Below are 23,904 nucleotides of genomic sequence, written 5' to 3'. Positions count from 1 at the left end.
GTGGCCTGCGCAGTGATCGGACCCAAAAGGGTCGCCGTCGCCGCCAGTACCGTGGCCGCCCGCAGAAGCCGGTGCTCTCCTCGCAGCCAGTACCCGGCCCGCAACCGCCCGCCCCGCTTGATCACCGAAAGCCCCCCTGCGTGCGCCAAGCCCACGCGGCAACTGCACACGCAGATCGGAGGAACTGTGACTGTTCTGTGGACACCCCGTCAAGAAGATTTGGACTTTTACCCTCCCCTCCAACTGAGTGATTCATGTCACTGTCCTGTGCAATTCCGGACACATCGTCATGCTTCAGTCTGTGTCCCAACTATGGCGCTTGACCCCTTGCTTCTCCCGGTCCCAGAGTGCGCATGACCTCTACCCACCGCACAGCGCAGGAACGAGTGCCCGTATGCCATCGCTGCCCCGCCTTTCTTCCCCGGCCGCGCGCGGCGCCACGAGGCGCCGTCGGTTGGGGACCACCGTCACGGCCTTTGCCCTCGGGGCCGGGCTCCTCACCGCCGCACCGGCGGCCTGGGGCGACACCGGCACACCGGACCCGGCCGCCGTCGAATCAGCGCACCTCGCCAGCGGCCCCACCTGGCCCGCCTCTGGGACCTCGCCGACGCTGACAGCGCAGCAGCAGGCCTCGGCGCAGGCCAAGGCCACGGGGCAGGCTGTTCCAGTGGCGGCGCTGACGGACCCCTACTCGACCACCGTTGCCAATCCGGACGGCACTACGTTCACTCAGACCCAGTCCGCTGAGCCCCAGCGGGTACAGAAGGACGGCGTCTGGACCGATCTGGACGCCACCTTGGTGTCGGCCGCAGGGGGTCTGTCGCCCAAGGTCAGTAGCGAGCCGTTGACCTTGTCCGCGGGCGGCAGCGGGCCCTTGGCCACGATGAGTACCACCGACGGCAAGCAACTGGCGCTGACCGCGCCATTCGCCCTGCCCACCCCGACGGTGACCGGCGATACCGCCCTGTATCCGGATGTCGCCGCCGGAATCGACTTGAGTGTGCAGGCCACCCCCACTGGCGGGTTCTCGACCGTATTCATCGTGAAGAACGCTGATGCCGCGGCCAACCCGCTGCTGACCCATCTGACGTTCACCACCGCGGGCACTGGCGTGAGCGTCACCGCAGCAGCCGACGGCAGCCTGACCGCCGCCGACAGCAACGGCAGCCCGGTCTTCAGCGCCCCCACACCCCAGGTCTGGGACTCCAGCACCACGACCAGCAGCGGCTCGACGGCAACCGCGACCCCGACGGCCGCAGCGGGTGCTGCACCCGCCGCCCAGGGCGCCCGTCTGAACGCGCTGAGCACCACGACCTCGGCCACGCCCAGCGCGACATCCACTTCCACAGATGCAGCGGCTGCGGGGACGGACGCCAGCAGCACCGACGGCCCCGGTGCGGGCGCGAAGGTGGCCCAGATCGCCGCCGCGGCAAGCGGCGACACCCTGACCCTGACACCGCCCGCGGGTTCGCTGGTCGGATCCGGTGTGACCTATCCCGTCTTCGTGGACCCCGCCTGGCACAGCGACAACCTCGATGCGCAGGGCGCCACCTGGACCCAGAGCGCCTACACCGACACCAACAACCTGGCCAACGGCAACGACGACAGCACCTCCACCGCCTCCTACCCGGGCGTGGGCGTCTGCGGCGACTACGGCAACGGCACCGGCTGCTCCCCCAATGACACCGAGCGCTCCTACTACCAGTTCTCCGTCACCCCCTACAACAACGCCACCATCCACCAGGTCATCTTCGGCGTCTCGGAGAAATACTCCGCCGACGCGTCCTGCAGCAACACCTACCCGGTCGTGGCCGCCGGCATCTGGGGCACCATCGACAACAAGACCAGCTGGAACAATCCGCCCGGCGGCGACACCGCCCAGTTCAGTCTCACCAAGTACGTCGGCGGAGCCGCCCGCAGCGGCTGCGCCGACCCCGTGCCGGTGCAGTTCGACATCACCAGCGGACTGAAGGCCCTGTTCGCCAGCCAGGCCACTATCGACCACCTGGTCATGCGCCTGCACGGCGACGAGAGCAACATCAACGCTTTCAAGCGCTTCACCCACGCGGCGAGTCTGACCATCTCCTACGACCTCACCCCGCCCGCCCCCTCAAACCTACACAGCAGCAACATCGCAGCCGGCTACTACAAGGATCCGAACTGGGTGCCCTTCGAGTACTGCACCGCCGGCGCGGTGGGCGTCGACTCCAACTGGCCCTGGGTCAACTCCACCGGCACCACCCTGGACGCTACCGTCCCCAGCGGCCGCCAGACCCAGTACCAGACCAACTACCGCCTCTGGGACGACTCCAGCACCAAAGCCGGCGATACCTACGACCACACCAGCGGCTGGGCGAACTCAGGTACCACGGTCGGCTCCGATCCCCTCACCCTGGGCGGCTATCTTCAGGACGGGCACGCCTACGGCTGGCTGACCACCGCCTCCGACGGCCTGGCCCCGGACTCGGCCAACTCCAGCATCTGCCACTTCCGTGTCGACGCCACCGCACCGACCATCACCATCACCAACACCGGCGACTTCCCGCCCTCGGACAGCGGCATCACCCCCACCAAGTACGTCGGCCAGTACGGCACCATCGGCATCTCGGTCACCGACCCGGCCCCCAAGGGCTACACCGGTGACGCCCTGGCCGCACAGACCTCCGGCGTCCAGTGCCTGGACTACAGCGCGGACCCCGCCATGGCCAACGCCAGGACCGTATGCGGCAGCGCCATCGGCACCCTGCAGATCATCGCCCCGCACTGGGGCACCAACATTCTCTACCTGCAGGCCGACGACTACGCCCAGAACTTCAGCCAGATCTACGCCTACGCCTACTACGCCCCCTGGAACGCCAACGGACCCGCGCCCAAGTTCGGCGACGTCACCGGCGACACCATCCCCGACGCCCTGGCCGTGGGCAAGGACGGCAACCTGTACGCGCACTCCCTGCCCACCTCCTCCTCCACCACCCCCACCACCTCCCTGGTCTCCCTGGCAAACCAGAGCCCCCACAACGACGGCTGGAACGGCTACCAGCTCACCCATCGCGGCAGCGTCACCGGCGGCACCAACGTCGACACCCTGATCGTCCACAAACCCGCCGACGCCACCCTGTACTACTACAAGAACCCCGGCAACGAGCACATCGACGGCCTACTCGACGACAACGACCCGCTGCCACGACCGATCTGCACCAATGACCCGAACAACACCAATGACCACCACTGCGCCGACTACACCAACGACTGGTCCAAGACCCAGCAGATCGTCGCCCTGGGAGACGTCGGCAACGCCACCCTGTCCCAGACCAGCGGCACCTTCGCTAACCGCACCGGTCTGATCACCGTGGAGAGCCCCAGCGCCGGCAAGACCGAACTGTGGTACTTCCCCATGTACTCCGCCTCTACCTTCGGCCAGCCGATCCTGCTGGACACCACCACTAACTGGGCCAACTTCGATCTGCTGTCCCCAGGCGACTGGGCACACCAGAACGACAGCACCGGCAAACCGCTCAACCAGCCCGGCCTGTGGGCCCGCAACCGCACCACCGGCGCCCTGACCGGCTACACCCTCACCGTCGCCACCATCGCCGAGACCGACTCCTACGGCTACCCCGCCGTCGACACGTCAGGCAACCCCATCCTCTTGCCCCAGGTCACCGCGATCAGCGAACCAGCCTCGCTCGGCAACACGACCTTCCCCCTGGCCACCTACCCTGTCATCAGCTCCGACGGCGACCTCACCGACTCCACCGGCACTCCCGACATCTGGACCGCCGACACCACCGGCACCCTCGCCGAATGGACCCCCACCACCACAGCCGGCACCAACAACGCACCGACCGCGTACACCTGGAACACCGCACCGACCAACGTCCTCGGAGCCACGACCGGCGCCAGTAACAGGTGGCTCCAGCCAGCGAACAACTTCGCCGGCGCCGTCATGACCACCGACGGCGACAACACCAGCCCGGCCACCCCCACCGGGACCCCCACCTACGGCACCAACACCGACAGCGCCAACCTCACCAAGCGCGGGGCCACCTTCAACGGAACCAACTACCTGTCAGCCTCCAACACCTCGCCCGGCGCCAAGACACCCGCTGCTGTGGACACCGGCACCGACTACACCCTGTCGGCCTGGGTCAAACTCGACCCCAGCTACAACCCCACCACCGGCACCTACACCGCCCTGTGCCAGCGCGACGCCACCGGTAAGCGCTGCGGCGCCTACCTGCAGTACTCCCACTACACCAGTAGCTGGACCTTCGTGGCCCCCAGCTCCGACGTGTACCCGGCCCCCGGCGGCAACGCCCAGGCCGCAGACAGCCACGCCGCGACACTCAACAAGTGGACCCATCTGGTCGGTGAATACAACGCCACCACCCAGACCATGACCCTGTACGTCAACGGCACCGCCGCCGGTGTCGCCCACAACGCCTCCCCCTGGACCGCCAACGGCCCCCTCCTCATCGGAGGCCAGGACAACGCAAACAACAGCAGCACCGGCTCCTTCCTCGGCAGCGTTGCTGACGTCCAGACCTTCCCGACCCTCCTCACGCAACAGCAGATCACCACCCTGTACACCACCGGCCTCACCGACTCCTGAACCCAAACCGACCGCGCAAGAGGCAGGCCCGCACCGCACACGCGGTGCGGGCCTGCCGCGTCGAACGAGTTCAGCCCAACGATTCCTTACGTCTGCTATGGGGGTGTCGTCGACGGTCAGGGCAGCGGGCCCAGGCGGCGTTTGAGGGGCTGACGGCCCTTGGGCTGGGACGGGTCCGGGAGGTGGGGCAGGGTGTGCAGGTCGCAGCTGACCGCCTTGTCGGTGCTCACGGTGACGGGCTCGCCGCAGTGGTACAGCTCCAGCGGCTGGCCGTCGGCCAGGGTGTAGGTGGCGCCGGACGGGGTGATCTCCACCTGCAGCCTGCGGCCGCGGAACTGCAGCCGGAAGGCCAGCCGGCTGAGGCGTTGCGGCAGGCTGGGGGCGAAGGCCAGCCGGTCGCCGCGCAGCCGCATGCCGCCGAGTCCGGCCACCAGGGCCGTCCAGGTGCCGGCCAGCGAGGCGATGTGCAGACCGTCGCTGGTGTTGTTCTCCAGGTCGTTCAGGTCCATCAGGGCGGCCTCGCCCAGGTAGTCGTAGGCCAGCTCAAGGTGGCCGACCTCGGCCGCCATCACCGCCTGGCAGTAGGCCGACAGCGAGGAGTCACGGACCGTCAGCGGCTCGTAGTAGGCGAAGTTGCGTGCCTTCTGGCCCTGGTCGAAGGCCTCGCTGCGCAGGTACATCGCCAGTACCAGGTCCGCCTGCTTGATCACCTGCTTGCGGTACAGGTCGAAGTAGGGGAAGTGCAGCAGCAGCGGGTACTGCTCCGGGTCGGTGTGGTCGAAGTCCCAGGTCTGGTGGCCGGTGAAGTCGGCCGACTGCTCGTGCACGGCGAGGTCGTGGTTGTAGGGCAGGGCGATCGCCGCCGCCGCGTCGCGCCAGGCGGCGGTCTCCTCGGCGTCCACGCCGAGGGTGTGCGCCTGCTCCGGGTGTCGCTCGACCGCGTCGGCGGCGGCGCGCAGGTTCGCCTGCGCCATCAGGTTGGTGTAGACGTTGTCGTCGGCGACCGCGCTGTACTCGTCGGGGCCGGTGACCCCGTCGACGTGAAAGGCGCCGGCGCTGTCGTGGTGGCCCAGCGAGCGCCACAACCGGGCGGTCTCCACCAGCAGTTCCACCCCCACCTCGCGCTCGAAGTCGGGGTCGCCGCTGGAAGCGGTGTAGCGCACCACGGCGTCGGCGATGTCGGCGTTGATGTGGAACGCGGCCGTTCCGGCCGGCCAGTAGCCGGATCCCTCCTCGCCGTTGATGGTGCGCCAGGGGAACGCGGCCCCCTCCAGCCCCAGCAGTCGGGCGCGTTCGCGGGCCGCGCCCAGGGTGGAGTGGCGCCAGCGCAGCGCGTGCGACACCGCCTCGGGCAGGGTGGCCGCCAGCACCGGCAGCACCACGGTCTCGGTGTCCCAGAAGCTGTGCCCGTCGTAGCCGGAGCCGGTCAGGCCCTTGGCGCCGAGCGCCCGCTGCTCGGCCCTGGCCCCGGCCTGCAGCACGTGGAACAGGGCGAACCGCACCGCCTGCTGGATCTCCGCGTCGCCCTCGACCTCGACGTCGGCGCGCTCCCAGAAGTCGTCCAGGTACTCGCGCTGCTGCCGCAGCAGCTCGTTCCAGCCGGTGCTGCGGGCGCCCGCCATCGCCGCCTCGACCTGGTCCCGCAGCGCCGGCAGCGAACGCTCCGCCGACCAGCCGTAGGCGACGAACTTCTCCAGCCGCAGCCGTCCCCCGGGCTGCACCACCGAGGTGACCAGCAGTCGGCTGACGTTCTCGCTGAACTCGGCGAAGGTCGTGGTGCCCTCCGGTCCGTCCACCATGTGGTCGGCGGTGACCGCCATCCGCAGCCCGCTGCGCAGGGTGGAGTGGGCCAGCGCCAGCCGGGTCCCGGTCGCGTACCCGGCCTCCGGCTGCAGGGTGCGGTCCAGCGCGGCGGCGACCCGGGGGTCGGCCGACTGGCTGGGCATCTGCTCGGCGGCGACCAGCTCGGACTGGACCACGATCCGCGCCGCGCCGTCGATCGGCTCGACCTCGTAGGCGATGGCGGCGACGGCGCGCTGGCTGAAGGAGACCAGCCGGGTGGAGGTCACCCTGACGGTGCGTCCGGCCGGCGAGGTCCACTCGCAGCTGCGGCGGAGCACCCCGGCGCGCAGGTCCAGCACCCGCTCGTGGCTGTGCAGCACGCCGTAGCGCAGGTCGAAGGGCTCGTCGTCGACCAGCAGCCTGATGATCTTGCCGTTGGTGACGTTGACGACGGTCTGCCCCGACTCCGGGTTGCCGTAGCCGGCCTCGGCGTAGGGCATCGGGTGCAGCTCGTGGAAGCCGTTGAGGTAGCTCCCCGGCAGGCCGTTGGGCTCGCCCTCGTCCAGGTTGCCGCGCCAGCCGATGTGGCCGTTGGAGAGCGCGAACAGCGACTCGCTCTGCGCCAGCATGTCCAGGTCCAGCTCGGTCTCGCGCAGCGTCCAGGGATCGACGGTGTACGCGGGGTGCGGGATCATCCAGCCCCTCCAGGCAGCAGTTCGGCGAGGTCCTGCACAACAGTGTCCGCGCCGTGGGCGCGCAGTTCGTCGGCCTGGCCGACCCGGTCCACCCCGACCACGTAGCCGAACCGGCCGGAGCGGCCGGCCTCCATGCCGACCAGGGCGTCCTCGAAGACGACGGCGGCGGCCGGCTCGACGCCCAGCTCCCGGGCGGCCTCCAGGAAGGTGTCCGGATGCGGCTTGCCCGGCAGCCCGAGCCGCTGGGCGACACCGGCGTCCACCCGTACGTCCAGCAGGTCCTCGATCCCGGCCGAGACCAGCACGTCGTGGCAGTTGGCGCTGGACGAGACCACGGCCGTGGCCAGCCCGGCCGCGCGGACCGCCTTGAGGTAGCGGACCGTCCCCGGGTAGGCCTCGACGCCCTCGGTCCGGATCTTCTGCTGGACCAGGATGTTCTTGCGGTTGCCCAGGCCCTGCACGGTGTCGCGCTCCGGCGGGTCGTCCGGGGCGCCCTCGGGCAGTTGGATGCCGCGGGCGGCCAGGAAGCTGCGGACGCCGTCGGCGCGGGGCCGGCCGTCCACGTACTCGTCGTAGTCCTCGGTCGCGTCGAACGGCGTGAAGCCGTCGCCGTCGCGGCCGCGCAGGAACGCGTCGAACATCTGCTTCCAGGCCGCGGCATGGACGACGGCGGTGCGGGTCAGCACTCCGTCCATGTCGAACAGGCAGGCCGAGATGGAGTCCGGCAGGCCGAGGCCCACGCTGGTGCTCGGGGTGCTCATGCCGCCCGCATTCCCGGTTCCGGTGATCTCCATGCCTGCGGCCGTCCGGTCACGCCCGTTCGGAGGGTGTTCCTACCCGGGTCTCATACTGTCCCGGCGAGTCATCTGTCCCACTGGGACAGTTTGAGGAGTACAGTCGGGAGCATGAGCAGCAACGAGGGCCGCAGGGTCCGCAAGGTCCAGGAGAGTCGCCGGGCCATGGCGTGCGCCGCCGTGAACCTGGTGCTGGACCGCGGGCTGGACCGGGTCACCGTCGAGGACATCAGCGAGAGCGCCGACGTCTCCCGCCGGACCTTCTCCCGGTACTTCGCCGGCAAGGAGGACGCGGTGGTCGACGGGCTGCGGGCGGACTTCGCGCGGATCAACGCGGCGCTCGCCGCCCGACCCGCCGCGGAGAACCCGCTCACCGCCTACCACCGCGCACTGCGGGTCTGGCTGGACGGCGAACCGACCGCCTGGCCGCGGCTGGAGCGCTCCGCCGACCTGCTGCGGCTGCTGCACCGGGAGACCGCACTGCTGCCCGCCTACCTGCGGGTCAGGGACGAGGCCCAGACCGCCTCGGTGCGGATCGTCGCGGAACGCCTCGGCCTGGACGCCGAGCACGACCTGCGCCCCGCGCTGGCCGTCTCGCTCGCGGCCGGGGCCTTCAGCACCGCCGTGCAGTTCTGGATCGCCCCCGGTGCGACCGCCCCGCTCCCGCAGCTCATCGACGCGGCGTTCGCGGCCCTGGCCGCCGAACCCGCGCCGAGCACCAGTACCACCACCGAGTGAAACCAGGTACCACCATGTCCAACGCCCCCACCACCATCGCCCCCGTCAACCCCGCCGAGTTCGCCGGGAGGACCGCCTTCGTCACCGGCGGCGCCTCCGGCATCGGCCTGGAGACCGCCCGCCGCCTGGCCGCCGGCGGAGCCGCCGTGGTCATCGCCGACTACGACGAGCAGGGCGCCGAGCGCGCCGCCGCGGAGCTCACCGCGGCCGGCGGCCGGGCCGCCGCCGTGCGCGTCGACGTCTCCGACCCCGAGTCGGTCCGCGCCGCGGTCGAGTTCACCGTGCGCACCTTCGGCGGCCTGAACCTGGCCGTCAACAACGCCGGGATCGCCGGCATCGCCGCCCCGACCGGCGAGTACACGGTCGAGGACTGGAAGCGGGTGATCGACACCAACCTCAACGGCGTCTTCTACTCGCTCCGCTACGAACTGCCGCAGCTGCTCGCCTCCGGCGGCGGCGCCGTCGTCAACATGGCCTCGATCCTGGGCACCAACGGCTTCGCCGGCTCCCCCGCCTACACCGCCGCCAAGCACGGAGTGGTCGGCCTGACCAAGACCGCCGCCGTGGAGTACGCCGCCAAGGGCGTCCGGGTCAACGCCGTCGGCCCCGGCTTCATCGACACCCCGCTGCTGCGCAACGCCGACGCCCCGCAGCGCGAGTACCTGGTCTCGCTGCACCCGCAGGGCCGTCTGGGCACCGCCGCCGAGGTCGCCGAGCTGACCGTCTTCCTGCTCTCCGACCGCGCCTCCTTCGTCAACGGCAGCTACCACCTGGTCGACGGCGCCTACGCGGCGCGCTGAGAAGCAGAGTCGGGAACAGAGACACAGAGCAGAGACACAGAGCACGGAAAGTGGGTTCATGATGTCCGCCGCAGTACCGACCGAGAAGATGAAGGCCGTCCAGTACCGCGCCGTCGGCGCCGACCCCGAGGTGGTCACCGTCGACCGCCCTGAGCCCGGCCCCGGGCAGGTGCTGCTGAAGGTCACCGCCGCCGGGGTGTGCCACTCCGACATCGCCGTGATGAGCTGGCCGGCCGAGGCGCTGCCGTTCCCGCTGCCGCTCACCCTCGGGCACGAGGGCGCCGGCACGGTCGCCGCGCTGGGCGAGGGGGTCAGCGGCTTCGAGCTGGGCGACTCGGTGGCGGTGTACGGGCCCTGGGGCTGCGGCAGCTGCCTGATGTGCGCCCAGGGCAAGGAGAACTACTGCCTGCGCGCCGAGGAGCTGGGCATCCGGCCGCCCGGCCTGGGCGCGCCCGGCGCCATCGCCGAGTACATGATCGTGGACGACCCGCGCCACCTGGTCCCGCTGGGCGACCTCGACCCGGTCACCGCGGTGCCGCTCACCGACGCCGGTCTGACGCCGTATCACGCCATCAAGACCTCACTGCCCAAGCTGGTCCCCGGCAGCACCGCCGTGGTGATCGGCACCGGCGGTCTCGGGCACGTCGCCATCCAGCTGCTGCGCGCGCTGACCCCGGCGCGGGTGATCGCCCTGGACGTCAACGACGAGAAGCTGGCGCTGGCCCGCGAGGTCGGCGCGCACGAGACCGTCCTGTCGGACCAGCACGCGGCCGCGAAGGTCCGCGAACTGACCGGCGGCCTGGGCGCCCAGGCCGTGTTCGACTTCGTCGGCGCGCCGCCCACCGTGGCCACCGCGACCGCCTGCGCCGCCGTGGAGTCGGACGTCACCATCGTCGGCATCGGCGGCGGCGCCGCGACCGTCGGCTTCGGCTCAACCCCCTACGACGCGGCGGTCCGCTCCCCCTACTGGGGCAGCAGGTCCGAGCTGATCGAGGTGCTGGACCTGGCCCGGTCCGGCGCCATCGACGTCCACGTGGAGACCTACAGCCTGGACGACGCCCCCAAGGCCTACCAGCGGCTACACGAGGGCCGGATCAACGGCCGCGCCGTGATCCTGCCGAACGGCTGACCCAACGGCTGACCCAACGGCTGACCGGCCGACTGAGCCCCCGGCACTCCCGGGCCGGCCTCAGTCGGCCGGCCCGGCGGCCAGGGTCACCGTCCGGCTGTGGGTCGCACCGGCCTGGTCGGTCCACTGGACGGTGACCCGGTCACCGGGGCGGTGGCCGGTCACCAGGGTGGTGAGCGCGCCCGGGTCGGTCACCGACCGGCCGTCGAACGAGGTGATCAGGTCCCCGGCCACCAGGCCCGCCCGGGCCGCCGGGGATCCGTCCACCACTCCGGCGACCACGGCCCCGGGCGAGCCGTCGAAGGTGGCGTCAACCTGGAGGCCCAGCATCGCGGTGGCCCCGATGTGGATGCCGTCCACGGCCCGGCCGCCCTCGATGGCGTCGACCACGGTGCGGGCGGTGGCGATCGGGGTGGCGAAGCCCGCCGACCCGGCGTTGCCGGTGCCGCCCCGGAACCTGAAGCCCTCGGACGCGGCGGTGTCCACGCCGACCACCGAGCCGGAGCGGTCCAGCAGCGGTCCGCCCGAGTCGCCGGGCTGCACCGCGGCGTCGACCTGGATCATGCCGGTCAGCTGCTCGGACTCCCCGGTGGCGTCGTCCCCGGCGGTGATCGACCGCTGAAGACCCGTCACCTGCCCTGCGGCCGCCGTGGGGACGCTGCCCTTGCCGCCGGCGTTGCCCACCGCGGTGACCGGGTCGCCGACCGCCAGCCGGGTCGAGTCGCCGAGCCGCACCGTGGCCAGCCCCGAGGCCCCCTTCAGCTGGATCACGGCCAGATCGTGGCCGCGGTCGTAGCCGACCACGGTCGCGGGGTAGCTGCGTCCGTCGCCGACGTCCACGGCGGAGATCTCGGTGGCGCCGTTGACCACGTGGTTGTTGGTCAGCACCTCGCCCGAGGGGGTCAGCACCATGCCGGTGGCCGCCGCCCGCGCGCCCTGGTAGCCGAGCACCACGTTGATGTCCACCAGGCCCTTCTCGACGGTGGCCAGGGTGAGCGCGGCCTCGGCGGAGGGCGGGGCGGATCCGCTCCGCCCGGCCGTACCGCTCGCCGTGCCGCCAGGTCCCGCCGTGCGGCCGCTGCCGTGCCCGTTCCTGCTGCTCGCCCAGACCGCGGCCACCAGGACGACCACCAGCACCAGCAGTACCAGTGACCCGCGCCTGGGGGCGCGGCGGCCCGTGTCCGTCCCACTCATGTCTCTACATGTGCCCGGTGTGGGACGGCGCGAACGTCAGCCGACGCGCACCCGCGCCGACCGGACGTCGCGGTGCCACAGCACGCCCACGCACACCGCGATCCACACCGCCAGCACCACGACCGCCCTGACCACGCCGTCGTTGTCGAAGTAGGCCACGCCCTGGACGGCCCGGACCCCGACGCCCACCGGCAGCACCGCGGAGAGCGGGTGCAGCCAGGCCGGCAGGAAGTCCGGGGGCAGTATGCCGCCGCTGGTGGCGTTGCCCAGGATGAGCAGCAGCACCGAGGAGACGCTGACCCCCGCCGGGCCCAGCAGCCGCACCAGCGCCATGGTCGCCCCGCCGACGGCGGCCGCCATCAGCGCGGTGAGCCCGGCGACGGCGAGGAAGGGACCGGGCAGCGCGCCGAAGGCGGTGCCGGCGATGGCGGCCACGGCCAGCCCGCCGACCGCGCTGAAGAAGGCCAGACCGGCCATCCTCCAGCGGAACTCCAGCCTGGGCGCCATCTGGTAGGTCATGGTGCCGAACAGGAAGCCGGCCAGCACCAGGCCGAAGGCGGAGTAGAAGACGGACAGGCCGCGGGTGTCCCCGCTGGAGGCGGGCCGGACGTCCTGGGCGGCCGAGGTCTTTCCGTGCAGGAAGGTCCCTTCGAGCAGCGCGGTGACCGAGGGTCCGTTGGCGCTGCTGTAGAGCAGCACCGGGCTGCCGTTCGGGCCCGTGGCGTCGTAGGCCGCGTAGACGTCGCGGTGCTGCACGGCGCTGCGGGCCGAGTCCAGGTCGGGGTAGACCCGCAGGTCGAAGCCGGCGTGCTCGGCGGACGCGGCCTGCTGGGAGGTGGACCCGACGACGGCCACCGGCAGCTGATGCGGCCGGGGTGCGTGGAAGGCGGCGAGGTAGACGCTGACGAAGATCGCCCCGATCACCAGCACGATGAGAGCGGGCAGCAGCGCTCCCCTGGCCCCGGTCGCGCCGACGCGGGCGGCGGGCTCGTCCACGACGTGCTCGTGCACGACGACATGTGCGTGCGGGTGCGGCTCGGGGCGGGCGTGCCGCGCCGTGGTTTCGGCATCATGGTCGGACACGACTGGGGACACGTGCGGTCCTCTCGTAATAGTTAAATATAAGGTGCCTGTTGATCGTAACAGCCAACCATCAGGCGCCTTATAACATTCCCGGAGCCAGGAGTCCCCCAGGTGATCGACGACCCGTCCACCCGAACCAGCTATCTGGCCTGGCAGTTCGCGCAGGCCGTGGCGCTGCGACTGGAGCGGACGCTGCGCCCGCTGGATCTCAGCCTCGCCCAGCACAACGCGCTGGTGCAGGTGGCCTTGTCGCCCGGGATCTCCAGCGCGGCCGTCGCCCGGCGGGCCGGGATGACCGCCCAGTCCATGGGCACCGCCGTCAACGGCCTGCTCGACCGCGGGCTGCTGGAACGCCGGCCGCACCCGACCAACCGCCGGGTGATGCAGCTCCACCCGACCGAGTCCGGACTGGCCCTGGTCCAGGTCTCCCAGGTGGCCATCGAGGAGTCCAACGCCAACCTCTTCGAGACCCTCTCCGACGAGGACGAGGCCGTACTCGCCGGGCTGCTGCGGCGGCTGGTGCAGCACACCAACCCGGACGCGCTGGACCTGAGCCGCTCGCACCCGGACTGAGCGGCGGGCGCGGGGTCACGGGGCGCCGGGCGACGGGGCGCCACACAGCGGCGCGTCAGGATCGCGTAAGGATCCGCTACGGCCCCGTCAGGGCGCCGTCAACGCCGCCCACCGCCGCCCCGGCCCGCCCTGTAATGGAGGTGCACTCCTAGACCAGGCGAGCGGGAGGCCACCATGTCGTACACACTCCTCCGCCCCACAGCCCGCAGCAGGGCCCTCCCCGTGGCCACCGCGACCGGCCGGCGGGCCGGCCTGCGGGCCCCGATGCTGGCGGTGCTCTCCTTCGCGGTCGCCGCTCCGCTGTCGGTGCTGCTCGCCGCCGTCGGTGAGCGGCCCTACCCGGTGTTCGAGCTGGTGGTGATGTCGCTGGCGGCCTTCGCCGTCGGCTGCGCCGCCGACCTGGCCGGCAGCGTGCTGGTCGGCCTGGTGTTCTGGCTGTTCCTGGACGGCTTCGACCTGGGCCGCTGGGGAGTCCTCGGCTGGGACGGGCACACCTCGGCGGTCCGACTGGCCGTGCTGGTCGCCGCCGGCGTGGTCGGAGCGGTGGTCGGGACAGCGGTGCGGGCGGCGCAACGCAACGAGAGCAGTGATCTGGACGAGGACGCCCCGGGTCACGCGATCGACCGGATCGAGGAGATCCCCGGCGCGCTCCCCAAAGGCTGAGCCCCTGAAGGCTGAGCCCCTGAAGGCTGAGCCCCCAAAGCCTGAGCCCCTGAGGACTGAGCCTCTAGAGACTGAGCGCCGCCAGCAGGATCGCGCTGACGCTGCCGGCCTCGGTGATCTCGCCCCCGCGCACCGCCGCCACCGCCTCCGCCACGGTCCGCCAGTGCAGTGTCATCCCCTCCTCGCTCGCCTCCCGGGCCAGCGTGCCGGGGGTGAGGTCGCGGGCCAGGAACAGATGCGCCCGGGCCGGGGTGGCGGTGGGCAGTTGTTCGACGACGCCGAGCGGGTCCAGCCGTCCGGCGCGCCAGCCGGTCTCCTCCTCCAGCTCGCGCCGGGCCGCCGCCTCGGGCTCCTCGGTGCGCTCCACTCCCCCGCCCGGGACCAGCAGCAGCCGGCGCCGCTGCAGGTAGAACTCGTCCTCCACCAGCGCGATCCGGCCGTCCGGGTCGACCGCGACCACCCGCACGGCGTCGGCCAGGTCGACCCACTCCCAGGTGCCGGTGACCCCCTCGGCGATCAGGACCTCGTCCTGGAAGGCGCTGATGAAGCGGCCCTCGGTGAGCTGGCGTCGGCTGACTGTGGGCCAGGGGCTCATCTGCGGCGGCCTTCCGTCGGACGGATTCGGTGGGCCCAACTCTCCCATCCGGCGCGACACCCCGTCCGGTCTTGCCGCAGACCGGCCATCTGACGGCCATACGGTGGCAAACTCCACGGGGTGGCATGCACCGAGCACGGTCGCCGACGATGGCGGGAGGCGTCGCCAGGACGCTTGGGGATCGCCGGCGTGGGGCAGAGGGCCACAGACGGCGGGCGCGACGAGGGGAGAGTCCCATGGCACTGGACGACGGCGGCCCGGGTTCCGAGCGGGCGCTGATCCACGGCACCGACCTGCTCTCCGACCTGCGGATCGACTACACCGACCAGGACGAGCCGGTGCTGATCCGCCCGGACGGCAGCGCCGTCGAGACCTGGCGGGAGAACTACCCCTACCAGCACCGGATGCAGCGCCCCGAGTACGAGCACCACAAGCGGCAGCAGCAGATAGAGCTGCTGAAGCTGCAGAGCTGGGTGAAGACCACCGGCCAGCGCATCGTCATCCTCTGCGAGGGCCGGGACGCCGCCGGCAAGGGCGGCACCATCAAGCGCTTCACCGAGCACCTCAACCCGCGCGGCACCCGGGTCGTCGCCCTGCAGAAGCCGACCGAGCGGGAGAGCGGCGAGTGGTACTTCCAGCGCTACGTCGCGCACCTGCCCACCGCGGGCGAGATCGTGCTGCTGGACCGCTCCTGGTACAACCGGGCCGGGGTGGAGCGGGTGATGGGCTTCTGCAGCAACGACGAGTACGAGCGGTTCATGCGGCAGGCGCCGGCCTTCGAGCAGATGCTGGTGGACGACGGCATCGCGCTGGTCAAGTTCTGGTTCTCGGTCTCCCGCGAGGAGCAGCGCACCCGTTTCACGATCCGTCAGATCGACCCGGTGCGGCAGTGGAAGCTCAGCCCGATGGACCTGGCCTCGCTCGACCTGTGGGACGAGTACACCGCCGCCAAGGTGGCCATGTTCCAGGAGACCGACACCAAGCAGGCGCCCTGGACCGTGGTGAAGAGCAACGACAAGAAGCGCGCCCGGGTCGAGGCGATGCGCAGCGTGCTGGACCGCTTCGACTACACCGACAAGGACGCCGCGATCGTCGGGGTGCCCGACCCGCGGATCGTCGGTGCGGCGGCCAACCTGCTGGAGGCGGGCGAGGAGAGCGGGCGGTGACCCGCACCAGGCTCTACCGCGACGGCAGGCTGGACCTGGAGGACTTCCCGGTCGAGGACATCTCCGACTACGTCTGCCAACCGGACTGCACGGTGTGGCTGGACCTCTGCGACCCCACCTCCGACGACTTCACCATGATCACCGAGGAGTTCGGGCTGCACGCCCTGGCCGTGGAGGACGCCGGCGACGAGCGGCAGCGGCCCAAGCTGGACCGCTACCGCACCCATCTCTTCCTCAGCGCCTACTCGGTCGGGCCCGGGAGCGCGGACGAGATCGCCGCCTTCATCACCCCGAACGCGCTGATCACCATCCGCAAGGAGGGGCAATTCGACATCGACCCGGTGGTGACCCGCTGGGACGACTCCCCCGACCTGGCCAAGGAGGGCGTCGGCTACCTGCTCCACGGGCTGCTCGACTACGTCGTGGACAGCCACTTCACCGCCGTGCAGCGACTCGACGAGCAGATCGAGGCGCTGGAGGGCCTGCTGTTCGAGGACCACGGCGACGCGATCAGGACCGTCCAGCGCCGCTCCTACGAGCTGCGCCGGGACCTGGTACGGCTGCGCCGGGTGGTGCTGCCGATGCGCGAGGTGGTCAACACCCTGCTGCGGCGCGACCTCCATGTGGTCGGCGACACGATGATGCCGTACTACCAGGACGTCTACGACCATGTGCTGCGGGCCACCGAGTGGACCGAGTCGCTGCGCGACCTGGTCACCTCGGTCATGGAGACCAACCTCACCGTCCAGGGCAACCGGATGAACCTGATCATGAAGAAGGTGACCAGCTGGGCGGCGATCATCGCCGTCCCGACCGCGGTCACCGGCTTCTACGGCCAGAACGTGCCCTACCCGGGCTTCGGCACCCACGTCGGCTTCTGGGTGTCGACGGTGGTCATGGTCGTGCTGTCGGTCCTGCTCTACCTGGTCTTCCGGCGCCGGGACTGGATCTGACGGCGGCTTACCGGACGGCGGGCCGGCTGACGCGGGCCTACCGGACGGCCGTCAGGTGCACCAGGGTGCTGGCCCAGTCGCCCTCCGGCAGTTCCAGCGGCAGACCGCGGGCCAGCAGCACCGCGCCGTGGTGCAGCCGGCCGGTGGCCGCGTCCCGGTAGCGGGCGTCCGGACGCAGCCCCTGCAGCCGCAGCACCGGTGCGCCCTCGCCCATGGAGCGGGACCGCCGGTAGGCGAGGACGGCGCTCTCGGTCCCGTCCGCCGCCACGAACTGGACCGCGCTCAGCTCCTGTTCGGGCCCGCGCAGCCGGTACTGCTCGCCCTGCTGCACCAGCGGCCGGACCGCCTTGTAGGCGGCCACCAGCTCGGCGGCCCGCGCCAGCTCCTCCTTGGTCCACTCGGCCAGGTCGCCGCCGATGCCCAGGGCTCCGGCCATCGCCGAGTGGAAGCGGAAGTCCAGCGGGGTGCTGCGCCGGGTGAACGGGTTGGGGCTGTCGGTGACCCAGGCGCCCATCACCTGCGCGGGGTGCAGCTGGGAGAAGCCGTACTGGATGTGCAGCCGGTCCGCCGGGTCGGTGTTGTCGGAGGTCCACACCTGGTCGGTACGGGCGAGCAGGCCGAGGTCGGTCCGACCGCCGCCGCTGGAGCAGTCCTCGATCCGGACCGAGGGGTGGTCGGCCCGCAGCCGGTCCAGCACCGCGTAGAGGTTCCGGGTGTAGTCGGTCCAGAGCCGGTCGTCGCCGCCCGCGCCGACCGGTCCGGCCTCGGTGAAGGGACGGTTCATGTCCCATTTGAGGAAGTCGATGGCGTTGTCGCGCAGCAGCCCGTCGATGGTGCCGTGCAGCCAGTCGGCCACCTCCGGCCTGGCCAGGTTGAGCACCAGCTGGTTGCGCAGTTCGGTGCGACGGCGGTGCGGCTGGTGCAGCACCCAGTCGGGGTGGGCGCGGTAGAGGTCGCTGTCCGGGTTGGTCATCTCCGGCTCGACCCAGAGGCCGAACTCCATGCCCAGGCCGTGCACATGGTCGATCAGCGGGGCCAGGCCGTCCGGGAAGCGGTCCGGGTTGGGCGTCCAGTCGCCGAGCCCCGCGGAGTCGTTGGTGCGGGCGCCGAACCAGCCGTCGTCCATCACGAACAGTTCCACGCCCATCGCGGCGGCCCGGTCGGCCAGCGCCTTCTGGTTCTCCAGGCCGATGTCGAAGTAGGTGGCCTCCCAGGAGTTGTACAGCACCGGGCGCAACTCGTCGGGGTGCTCCAGTACTTCGGACCTGATGTGCCGGTGCCAGGCACGGCTGGCGGCGCCGAAGCCGCCCTCGCTGTACAGGCCGAGACTGGCCGGAGTCTCCAGCTCCTGCCCCGGGGCCAGCAGTTGCACCATCGGTGTGTGCTGCACACCCGCCGAGACCGACGCCTGGCCGGCGGGCAGCCGCTGCACCGTCAGCTGCCAGCTGCCGCTCCAGGCCAGCGCGCAGCCGTAGACCGCGCCGCCGGTCTCGGTGGCGGTGCCGTCGTCGAGCATCGCCCAGGGCTGCGCATGGTGGCCGCTCACTCCACGACGGCTGGTCAGCACCGTTTCCCCGTAGGCGAGTTCACTGCGGGTCAGCTGCGATTCGGCGGCCCACTGGCCGTGCACCTGGCTGAGCCGGTAGCCGTCCAGCGGCGGCAGCACCCAGGTGGCCGAGTCGGCCCGCAGGACGGCCACCGGCTCAGCCGTCTCCGGCCGCCCCTCGACCGGACCGGTGTGCCGCAGCCGCAGCCGGCGCTCGATGACGTCGCTGCCGGGCCGCAGCAGGTAGCGGGTCTCGACCGCCAGCGGGTAGTAGCCGTCGGCGAACTCCAGCACCAGCTCGGCGGGGGCTCCGTCGGCCCCTCCCTCGATCCGGTGCCCGGTCAGTTCCAGTTCCAGGTCCCGGGTTCCGTCGGCGAAGCGGACCTGCAGTCCGGCATGGCCGAAGCGGGCGCCGCCGGCCGCCGCCAGGTCCAGTCGGCCGTCGGCGGCGACCTGGAAGCCGCGGTGCACCGGCGCCGGGAAGTCCAGCAGCGAGACCGCCTGCTCGGCGTCCAGCCGGGGACCCCAGTGCAGTCCGTGCAGCAGACCCTCGCCGTCGAGGTGCAACACGTAGCTGGACTGCGGTCCGCTGAGGATCCAGAGCTGCTGTTCCGGGACGTGGACGATCTGCGGCACGACGACTCCCACTTTCGGCCCGACTGCCTGACTGCAGGGCGATAACAGATCAGAACAGAGACTGGAAACAGTAGTCAACATACTTCAACACCCGACTTGATCGTCAGGGGTCGGAGCAGTGCGGTCAGCCGTGCCGGTGGCCGGCCCCGGAACCGGTCGGCGCCGCCGCCGCGGCGGCGATCAGGGCGTGCAGCCGGTGGCCGACCTGCTCGGCGTCGGGGAGCGGCTCGCCGAAGGCCAGCCGGACGTCCCGGTGCGCGCCGGCGTACTCCAGCCGCAGCACGATGCCGTAGCGGTCCAGCGCGTACGGCACCAGTCGGCGGGCGCCGCACAGCAGTTGCGGTCCGATCAGTCCGGTCAGCGCGGTCACGTGGTCCTGGTGGTCCTCGTCGAGGTGCAGCAGCAGCGCCGCCTCCACGGCCGCCAGCGGGTCCGGCTCGGCCGCGAGCAGCCGGGCCGGGTCGACCAGGGTCTCGGCGCCGTCGGCGTCCAGGACGATCTGGCGCAGGTCGAGCCGCAGCAGCCGCAGGCCGTCCCGGGTCGGCCGGGAGGCGCGCAGCCGTCCGGCGATGCAGACCTGGGCGCGGACCCGGTTGCCGGCCGGGAGCGGGGCCAGGTCGGTCCACTCCAGCAGGACCGGCAGCCCGGCCGAGCCCGCGACCACCACCTCCCGGGTGAGCCGGCACTCGGCCGGGGCGCGCAGGGCCAGACCGGCGGCGTCGGCGACGACCAGGTCCGGACCGTGGAGGTCGTGCCGGCCGCCGTTGGCGGCCGCGGTCAGCGAGGTGGCGGCCTGCAGCACGCTGCGCACCCGCTCGGCTTCGCTGGGCTCGACAGGTTCGGCGGCGTTCTCGGCAGGCTTCACTCGACCTCCATCTGATTAGGTAAGGCTTACCTTAGCTAACAGTGGATCCGCTGCCAACCTCGCCCCGCCGATACATCGGGGGTGACGGCCGGCCAGGGATCGACGGCGAGGAATCAGGGGTTGATGGCGAGGAAGAGGAAGGCCGCCAGCAGCACCAGGTGCACTCCGCCCTGCAGCCGGGTGGCCCGCCCCGGGACCACGGTGAGGATGCTGACCACCACCGTCAGCCCCAGCAGCACCAGTTGGGTCGGCCCGAGACCCAGCAGCAGCGGGCCCTTCAGCCAGATCGTGGCGACGGCGATGGCCGGAATGGTGAGCCCGATGCTGGCCATGGCGGAGCCGTAGGCGAGGTTGAGGCTGATCTGCACCCGGTGCCGGCGGGCCGCCCGCACCGCCGCCAGGGTCTCCGGCGCCAGCACCAGCAGGGCGATGACCACACCGACGAAGGACGGCGGGAAGCCCACCGCCGCGACGGCGTCCTCGATGGTGTGGGACTCGACCTTGGCCAGCCCGACCACGTCGACCAGGGCGACCAGCAGCAGCCCCAGGCTGATCACCGCGGCCTTGAGACTGGCCGGGGCCGCGTGCGCCTCCGGCTGCTCGGGCGCCTCGGGCGGGGCGACCGGCAGGAAGAAGTCCCGGTGCCGGCCCGCCTGGGTGGAGACGAACAGCAGGTAGAGCACCAGCGAGGCCAGCGCGGCGAAGGTGAGCTGGGTGGAGGAGAACTCCGGCCCGGGGGCGCTGGTGGTGAAGGTCGGCAGCGCCAGGCTCAGCGCGCTGAGCGCGGTAACGGTGGCCAGCGCGGCCCCGGTGCCCTCGGAGTTGAACAGCGCCATCCCGTAGCGGAGCGCGCCGACCAGGAGCGAGATCCCGACGATGCCATTGGTGGTGATCATGACGGCGGCGAAGACGGTGTCCCTGGCCAGCGAGGCGCTGTCGTCGCCGCCCGAGATCATCAGGGTGACGATCAGCGCCACCTCGATCACGGTGACCGCCACCGCCAGCACCAGCGACCCGAACGGCTCGCCGACCCGGTGCGCGACCACCTCGGCGTGGTGCACGGCGGCGAGCACCGCCGCGGCCAGTACCGCGGCGATCACCACGGCCAGCACCGGGTCGATGTGCCGCCCCCAGGTCAGCACCAGGAGGACCAGTGCGATCGCCGGGGCGATGACCGTCCAGGAGAGCAGCGGGGAGCGACCGGAGTCCGACATAGGGTCAGACTGTCACAGCGAAACCGACATTCAGGATATTGAGGACAGCTGACGCCGCCACCCGGGTCAGCCTGACCGGCGGGTCAGCCGGGTCGGCGTCAGCGGTGCACCGTGTTGATCGCGACCACCACCGCGGCCACCACCAACACCACCGCCACCAGGTCCGAGCCGACCGCCACCCGGGCGGTGTGCTGCGGGCAGCGCTTGAAGTAGCCCTTCGCCGGATTGCGGCAGCGGGCCCTGGTGGCCCGGTCGTAGGCCCCGCAACGGCGCGTCATCCCCATCGACCCGCCCCACAGCAGTGCGATGGCGATCAGTACGATCATCGCCCGACCCCCTCCCGTCCAAGCCACCCTGACGGATACTCAACTGGCGCGCAACGGTGGCGGATCGGCCAGTCTCAGCCCGACGTGGCGGAGGCGACCGCCCGGCCGGCCTTGTCCCAGTTCTGCCGCAGGGTGTCCAGGTACGACTGGGCCATCGAGCCGAGCTTCACCCCGCGGGCGAAGGCCCGCATGTTGGAGGCCCCGGTGTTGTAGCCGAGGGCCAGCAGCTCGTCCTGGGTCAGGCTGCCGGTGTGCTGCGCGGGCAGCTGGGTCCTGAGGTCGTGCAGGAACCAGGCCTCGGCCTCGATCGCGAGGTCCGGATGGTCCGGCAGCTCGGTCCAGCTGCGATCGGCGAAGGAGCGGCCCTGCTTGGTCTCGTCGAAGGCCGCCTCGTGCATGTTGGCGATGCCGAAGGACGCGCCGGGCTTCAGCTTCTGCCAGGCCCGCTCGCTGGCGGCGTCGTGCGGCTTGTAGGACTCGTTGTAGAGGATCGCCATCAGCAGCTGCGGGTCGATCCCGGCCTGCCTGCCGTACCTGACCGTGTCGGCGGCGTAGTGCGCCGGGTCGTAGGGCTGGACCACCCCGGTCTCCGGGGCGGAGGCCGAACCGGAGGGGGCCTCCGAAGCGCTTCTGGACGCGGAGCCGGCGGGGGCGGACTGTGACGGTGCCGCAGCCGCCGTGCCGGAGTCATGGCCGCCGGGCCGGGCGATCCAGCCGATCACCACGACCGCCGCCAGTACCAGGAACCAGCCCCACCGTGACTTCCGCTGCTCCCCCGGCATCCTCCGCCTCCCACCGCTCCCGGCCCGCCGGCCGCCATCGTGCCTGGTACCGGGCGACGACCCGGTACCAGGCAACCTATCTCCTGCCTGGCAGACTCTCGGCCATGAACGACAGAAGGACGATCTGCGTCGTCGGCATCGGCGCGGGCGACCCGGACCATCTCACCCTTCAGGCGGTCAAGGCGCTCAACCGCGCCGAGGTCTTCTTCCTGCTCGACAAGGGCCGGGAGAAGTCCGATCTGACCGGGCTGCGCGAGGAGATCCTGGACCGGCACGTGGACCACCCCTACCGGGTGGTGCAGGCCACCGACCCCGAGCGCGACCGCACCGCCGCCACCCCCGGCTACACCCCGGCCGTGGACGACTGGCGCAGCCGCCGGGCCGACATCTACGAACGGCTCGTCAGGGACGAACTTCCGGAGGGCGGTTGCGGCGCCTTCCTGGTCTGGGGCGACCCCTCGCTCTACGACAGCACGCTGGCGATCCTGGCCGAGGTGCGCGGGCGGGGCGCGGTGGACTTCGACTGCGAGGTGGTCCCCGGCATCAGCAGCGTCTCCGCGCTGGCCGCCCGGCACCGCACCGGCCTGAACCGGGTGGGCCGGCCGGTGCAGATCACCACCGGCCGCAGGCTGGCCGAGGCCGGGGGGCTGCCGGAGGGCGTGGACGACCTGGTGGTGATGCTGGACGCGCACCAGTCCTTCGCCGGTCTCGACCCTGAGCTGGAGATCTTCTGGGGCGCCTACATCGGGACCACCGACGAGATCCTGGTCTCGGGACGGCTCGCCGAGGTCGCCGAACGCATCGTGGCGCTGCGGGCGGAGGCCCGGGCCCGCAAGGGCTGGATCATGGACACCTATCTGCTGCGCCGGCCGTGACCAGCCCGCCGCACCCCAGCCCGTCACACCCGCTGCACGTCCTGGTCCTCGGCGGCACCGCCCAGGCCCGGCTGCTGGCCGCCGAACTCGCCGACGACCCGTCACTGACCGTCACCAGCTCGCTGGCGGGCCGGGTGGCCCAGCCGCTGCTGCCGCCCGGCCGGGTCCGGATCGGCGGCTTCGGCGGCGCCGAGGGCCTGGCCCGCTGGCTGCGCGAGCACCGGGTCGCGGCGGTCGTCGACGCCACCCATCCCTTCGCCGCCACCATCAGCGCCAATGCGGCCGGGGCCGCGGCGGCCACCGGAGTGCCGCTGCTGGCGCTGCGCCGGCCGGGATGGACGGCGGGTCCGGGCGACCGCTGGCATCCGGCCGCCTCGCTGGAGCAGGCCGCCGCGCTGCTGTCCGCACCCGGGCTGACGCCCGGACCCGCGGCGGCCACGGCCGCCGCGGACCGGCGGGTGTTCCTGACCACCGGACGCGGCGGGCTGGCGGCCTTCGCCGGGCTGCCGCAGCACTTCCTGGTGCGCTCCGTCGACGCCCCGGAGCCGCCGCTGCCGGCCCGGGTCCGGGTCCTGCTCGACCGGGGCCCCTTCACCCTGGACGGCGAGCGCGCGCTGCTGCGCGAGCACCGAATCGACGTCCTGGTCACCAGGGACAGCGGCGGCACCGCCACCGCGCCCAAGCTCGCCGCCGCCCGCGAGGCCGGGATCCCGGTGGTCGTGGTGACCCGCCCCGCCCCGCCCCCCGGCGTGCCGACGGCCGCCGACACCACCGCCGTACGAGCCTGGCTGCGCGGGCTGCGGGCCTGAACCTGTACCGGATCTGTGCTGAACCTGTGCTGTCGCCTGCGCGTACCTGAGGATGCGGACCCGCCTAGGCGGGC

At 71.7% G+C, this 23,904-nt stretch carries 20 protein-coding genes; 10 read left to right on the top strand and 10 right to left on the bottom strand.

Annotation, left to right across the window (positions count from 1 at the left end; translation table 11 throughout):
- Positions 1 to 454 precede the first annotated feature (454 nt).
- Positions 455 to 4,612 (top strand): LamG domain-containing protein, encoded by a 4,158-nt coding sequence (locus IF29_RS0109365; protein WP_030252255.1) that lies wholly within the window; start codon positions 455 to 457, stop codon positions 4,610 to 4,612.
- 116 nt (positions 4,613 to 4,728) lie between these two features.
- On the opposite strand, the gene IF29_RS0109360 is transcribed toward IF29_RS0109365, so the two are convergent.
- Both IF29_RS0109360 and IF29_RS0109355 read right to left on the bottom strand, forming a co-directional pair.
- Positions 4,729 to 7,089 (bottom strand): glycoside hydrolase family 65 protein, encoded by a 2,361-nt coding sequence (locus IF29_RS0109360; protein WP_030252253.1) that lies wholly within the window; start codon positions 7,087 to 7,089, stop codon positions 4,729 to 4,731.
- A complete protein-coding gene (locus IF29_RS0109355) occupies positions 7,086 to 7,850 on the bottom strand; it encodes an HAD family hydrolase (protein ID WP_030252251.1) in 765 nt (254 codons plus the stop codon). Before IF29_RS0109355 ends, IF29_RS0109360 begins: the two co-directional genes overlap by 4 nt.
- Positions 7,851 to 7,994: 144 nt before the next feature.
- Here IF29_RS0109355 and IF29_RS0109350 point away from each other — a divergent pair, with 144 nt between their 5' ends.
- From IF29_RS0109350 to IF29_RS0109340, 3 genes are all read left to right on the top strand, one after another.
- Complete coding sequence (locus IF29_RS0109350) at positions 7,995 to 8,621, top strand: TetR/AcrR family transcriptional regulator (RefSeq protein ID WP_030252249.1); 627 nt, start codon at positions 7,995 to 7,997, stop codon at positions 8,619 to 8,621.
- Positions 8,622 to 8,635: 14 nt separating this feature from the next.
- Complete coding sequence (locus IF29_RS0109345; RefSeq protein ID WP_051725089.1) at positions 8,636 to 9,421, top strand: SDR family NAD(P)-dependent oxidoreductase; 786 nt, start codon at positions 8,636 to 8,638, stop codon at positions 9,419 to 9,421.
- An 88-nt stretch (positions 9,422 to 9,509) separates the two neighbouring features.
- Positions 9,510 to 10,550 carry an NAD(P)-dependent alcohol dehydrogenase gene (locus IF29_RS0109340; RefSeq protein ID WP_030252245.1) on the top strand — a complete coding sequence of 347 codons (1,041 nt, stop codon included), beginning with the start codon at positions 9,510 to 9,512 and terminating at the stop codon, positions 10,548 to 10,550.
- A 60-nt stretch (positions 10,551 to 10,610) separates the two neighbouring features.
- Here the strand turns inward: IF29_RS0109340 and IF29_RS0109335 are convergent, their stop codons facing one another.
- The gene (locus IF29_RS0109335; RefSeq protein WP_084713814.1) at positions 10,611 to 11,744 is read right to left on the bottom strand and encodes a S1C family serine protease; all 1,134 of its coding nucleotides are present in this window, start codon (positions 11,742 to 11,744) and stop codon (positions 10,611 to 10,613) included.
- Positions 11,745 to 11,780: 36 nt separating this feature from the next.
- Positions 11,781 to 12,839 (bottom strand): ABC transporter permease, encoded by a 1,059-nt coding sequence (locus IF29_RS0109330; RefSeq protein ID WP_232242078.1) that lies wholly within the window; start codon positions 12,837 to 12,839, stop codon positions 11,781 to 11,783.
- Positions 12,840 to 12,938: 99 nt separating this feature from the next.
- Here IF29_RS0109330 and IF29_RS0109325 point away from each other — a divergent pair, with 99 nt between their 5' ends.
- Both IF29_RS0109325 and IF29_RS0109320 read left to right on the top strand, forming a co-directional pair.
- A complete protein-coding gene (locus IF29_RS0109325; protein WP_051725087.1) occupies positions 12,939 to 13,400 on the top strand; it encodes a MarR family winged helix-turn-helix transcriptional regulator in 462 nt (153 codons plus the stop codon).
- A gap of 174 nt (positions 13,401 to 13,574) precedes the next feature.
- Complete coding sequence (locus tag IF29_RS0109320) at positions 13,575 to 14,063, top strand: hypothetical protein (protein ID WP_157623665.1); 489 nt, start codon at positions 13,575 to 13,577, stop codon at positions 14,061 to 14,063.
- Positions 14,064 to 14,127: 64 nt separating this feature from the next.
- Here the strand turns inward: IF29_RS0109320 and IF29_RS0109315 are convergent, their stop codons facing one another.
- On the bottom strand, positions 14,128 to 14,658 hold the full coding sequence (locus tag IF29_RS0109315) for an NUDIX domain-containing protein (protein WP_030252235.1): 531 nt from the start codon (positions 14,656 to 14,658) through the stop codon (positions 14,128 to 14,130).
- A gap of 236 nt (positions 14,659 to 14,894) precedes the next feature.
- Between IF29_RS0109315 and ppk2 the strand changes: the two genes are divergently transcribed.
- Together ppk2 and IF29_RS0109305 are read left to right on the top strand one after the other, a co-directional pair.
- A complete protein-coding gene (ppk2, locus tag IF29_RS0109310; RefSeq protein WP_051725086.1) occupies positions 14,895 to 15,824 on the top strand; it encodes a polyphosphate kinase 2 in 930 nt (309 codons plus the stop codon).
- Entirely contained in the window at positions 15,821 to 16,777 is a 957-nt protein-coding gene (locus IF29_RS0109305; protein WP_030252230.1) for a magnesium transporter CorA family protein, read from the top strand. The genes ppk2 and IF29_RS0109305 overlap by 4 nt, the downstream gene beginning before the upstream one ends.
- 37 nt (positions 16,778 to 16,814) lie before the next feature.
- Here IF29_RS0109305 and IF29_RS0109300 read toward each other — a convergent pair whose 3' ends face one another.
- From IF29_RS0109300 to IF29_RS0109280, 5 genes are all read right to left on the bottom strand, one after another.
- Entirely contained in the window at positions 16,815 to 18,959 is a 2,145-nt protein-coding gene (locus IF29_RS0109300; protein ID WP_030252227.1) for an alpha-galactosidase, read from the bottom strand.
- A 124-nt stretch (positions 18,960 to 19,083) separates the two neighbouring features.
- Positions 19,084 to 19,824 carry a DUF2470 domain-containing protein gene (locus tag IF29_RS0109295; RefSeq protein ID WP_037594689.1) on the bottom strand — a complete coding sequence of 247 codons (741 nt, stop codon included), beginning with the start codon at positions 19,822 to 19,824 and terminating at the stop codon, positions 19,084 to 19,086.
- Positions 19,825 to 19,937: 113 nt separating this feature from the next.
- Positions 19,938 to 21,038 carry a calcium:cation antiporter gene (locus IF29_RS0109290; protein ID WP_030252223.1) on the bottom strand — a complete coding sequence of 367 codons (1,101 nt, stop codon included), beginning with the start codon at positions 21,036 to 21,038 and terminating at the stop codon, positions 19,938 to 19,940.
- A gap of 98 nt (positions 21,039 to 21,136) precedes the next feature.
- Positions 21,137 to 21,364: a hypothetical protein gene (locus IF29_RS0109285; protein WP_030252221.1), complete on the bottom strand. Its 228-nt coding sequence runs from the start codon at positions 21,362 to 21,364 to the stop codon at positions 21,137 to 21,139.
- A gap of 74 nt (positions 21,365 to 21,438) precedes the next feature.
- Positions 21,439 to 22,146: a transglycosylase SLT domain-containing protein gene (locus tag IF29_RS0109280; RefSeq protein WP_030252219.1), complete on the bottom strand. Its 708-nt coding sequence runs from the start codon at positions 22,144 to 22,146 to the stop codon at positions 21,439 to 21,441.
- 104 nt (positions 22,147 to 22,250) lie between these two features.
- On the opposite strand from IF29_RS0109280, the gene cobF reads away from it, so the two are divergent.
- Positions 22,251 to 23,021 (top strand): precorrin-6A synthase (deacetylating), encoded by a 771-nt coding sequence (cobF, locus tag IF29_RS0109275; protein ID WP_030252216.1) that lies wholly within the window; start codon positions 22,251 to 22,253, stop codon positions 23,019 to 23,021.
- On the top strand, positions 23,018 to 23,830 hold the full coding sequence (locus IF29_RS0109270) for a cobalt-precorrin-6A reductase (protein ID WP_051725085.1): 813 nt from the start codon (positions 23,018 to 23,020) through the stop codon (positions 23,828 to 23,830). The genes cobF and IF29_RS0109270 overlap by 4 nt, the downstream gene beginning before the upstream one ends.
- Positions 23,831 to 23,904 lie beyond the last annotated feature (74 nt).

This window comes from Streptacidiphilus jeojiense, assembly GCF_000719095.1.
Classification (GTDB): Bacteria; Actinomycetota; Actinomycetes; order Streptomycetales; family Streptomycetaceae; genus Streptacidiphilus; species Streptacidiphilus jeojiensis.
This window is presented reverse-complemented; position numbering and strand designations above follow the sequence as displayed.

What these genes read in the sequence shown, in the direction of transcription:
- IF29_RS0109360 (WP_030252253.1), bottom strand. Translation starts at nt 7,089, where the DNA reads ATGATCCCGCACCCCGCGTACACCGTCGATCCCTGGACGCTGCGCGAG.
- IF29_RS0109355 (WP_030252251.1), bottom strand. Translation starts at nt 7,850, where the DNA reads ATGAGCACCCCGAGCACCAGCGTGGGCCTCGGCCTGCCGGACTCCATC.
- IF29_RS0109350 (WP_030252249.1), top strand. Translation starts at nt 7,995, where the DNA reads ATGAGCAGCAACGAGGGCCGCAGGGTCCGCAAGGTCCAGGAGAGTCGC.
- IF29_RS0109345 (WP_051725089.1), top strand. Translation starts at nt 8,636, where the DNA reads ATGTCCAACGCCCCCACCACCATCGCCCCCGTCAACCCCGCCGAGTTC.
- IF29_RS0109340 (WP_030252245.1), top strand. Translation starts at nt 9,510, where the DNA reads ATGAAGGCCGTCCAGTACCGCGCCGTCGGCGCCGACCCCGAGGTGGTC.
- IF29_RS0109335 (WP_084713814.1), bottom strand. Translation starts at nt 11,744, where the DNA reads ATGAGTGGGACGGACACGGGCCGCCGCGCCCCCAGGCGCGGGTCACTG.
- IF29_RS0109320 (WP_157623665.1), top strand. Translation starts at nt 13,575, where the DNA reads ATGTCGTACACACTCCTCCGCCCCACAGCCCGCAGCAGGGCCCTCCCC.
- IF29_RS0109315 (WP_030252235.1), bottom strand. Translation starts at nt 14,658, where the DNA reads ATGAGCCCCTGGCCCACAGTCAGCCGACGCCAGCTCACCGAGGGCCGC.
- ppk2 (WP_051725086.1), top strand. Translation starts at nt 14,895, where the DNA reads ATGGCACTGGACGACGGCGGCCCGGGTTCCGAGCGGGCGCTGATCCAC.
- IF29_RS0109290 (WP_030252223.1), bottom strand. Translation starts at nt 21,038, where the DNA reads ATGTCGGACTCCGGTCGCTCCCCGCTGCTCTCCTGGACGGTCATCGCC.
- IF29_RS0109285 (WP_030252221.1), bottom strand. Translation starts at nt 21,364, where the DNA reads ATGATCGTACTGATCGCCATCGCACTGCTGTGGGGCGGGTCGATGGGG.
- IF29_RS0109280 (WP_030252219.1), bottom strand. Translation starts at nt 22,146, where the DNA reads ATGCCGGGGGAGCAGCGGAAGTCACGGTGGGGCTGGTTCCTGGTACTG.
- cobF (WP_030252216.1), top strand. Translation starts at nt 22,251, where the DNA reads ATGAACGACAGAAGGACGATCTGCGTCGTCGGCATCGGCGCGGGCGAC.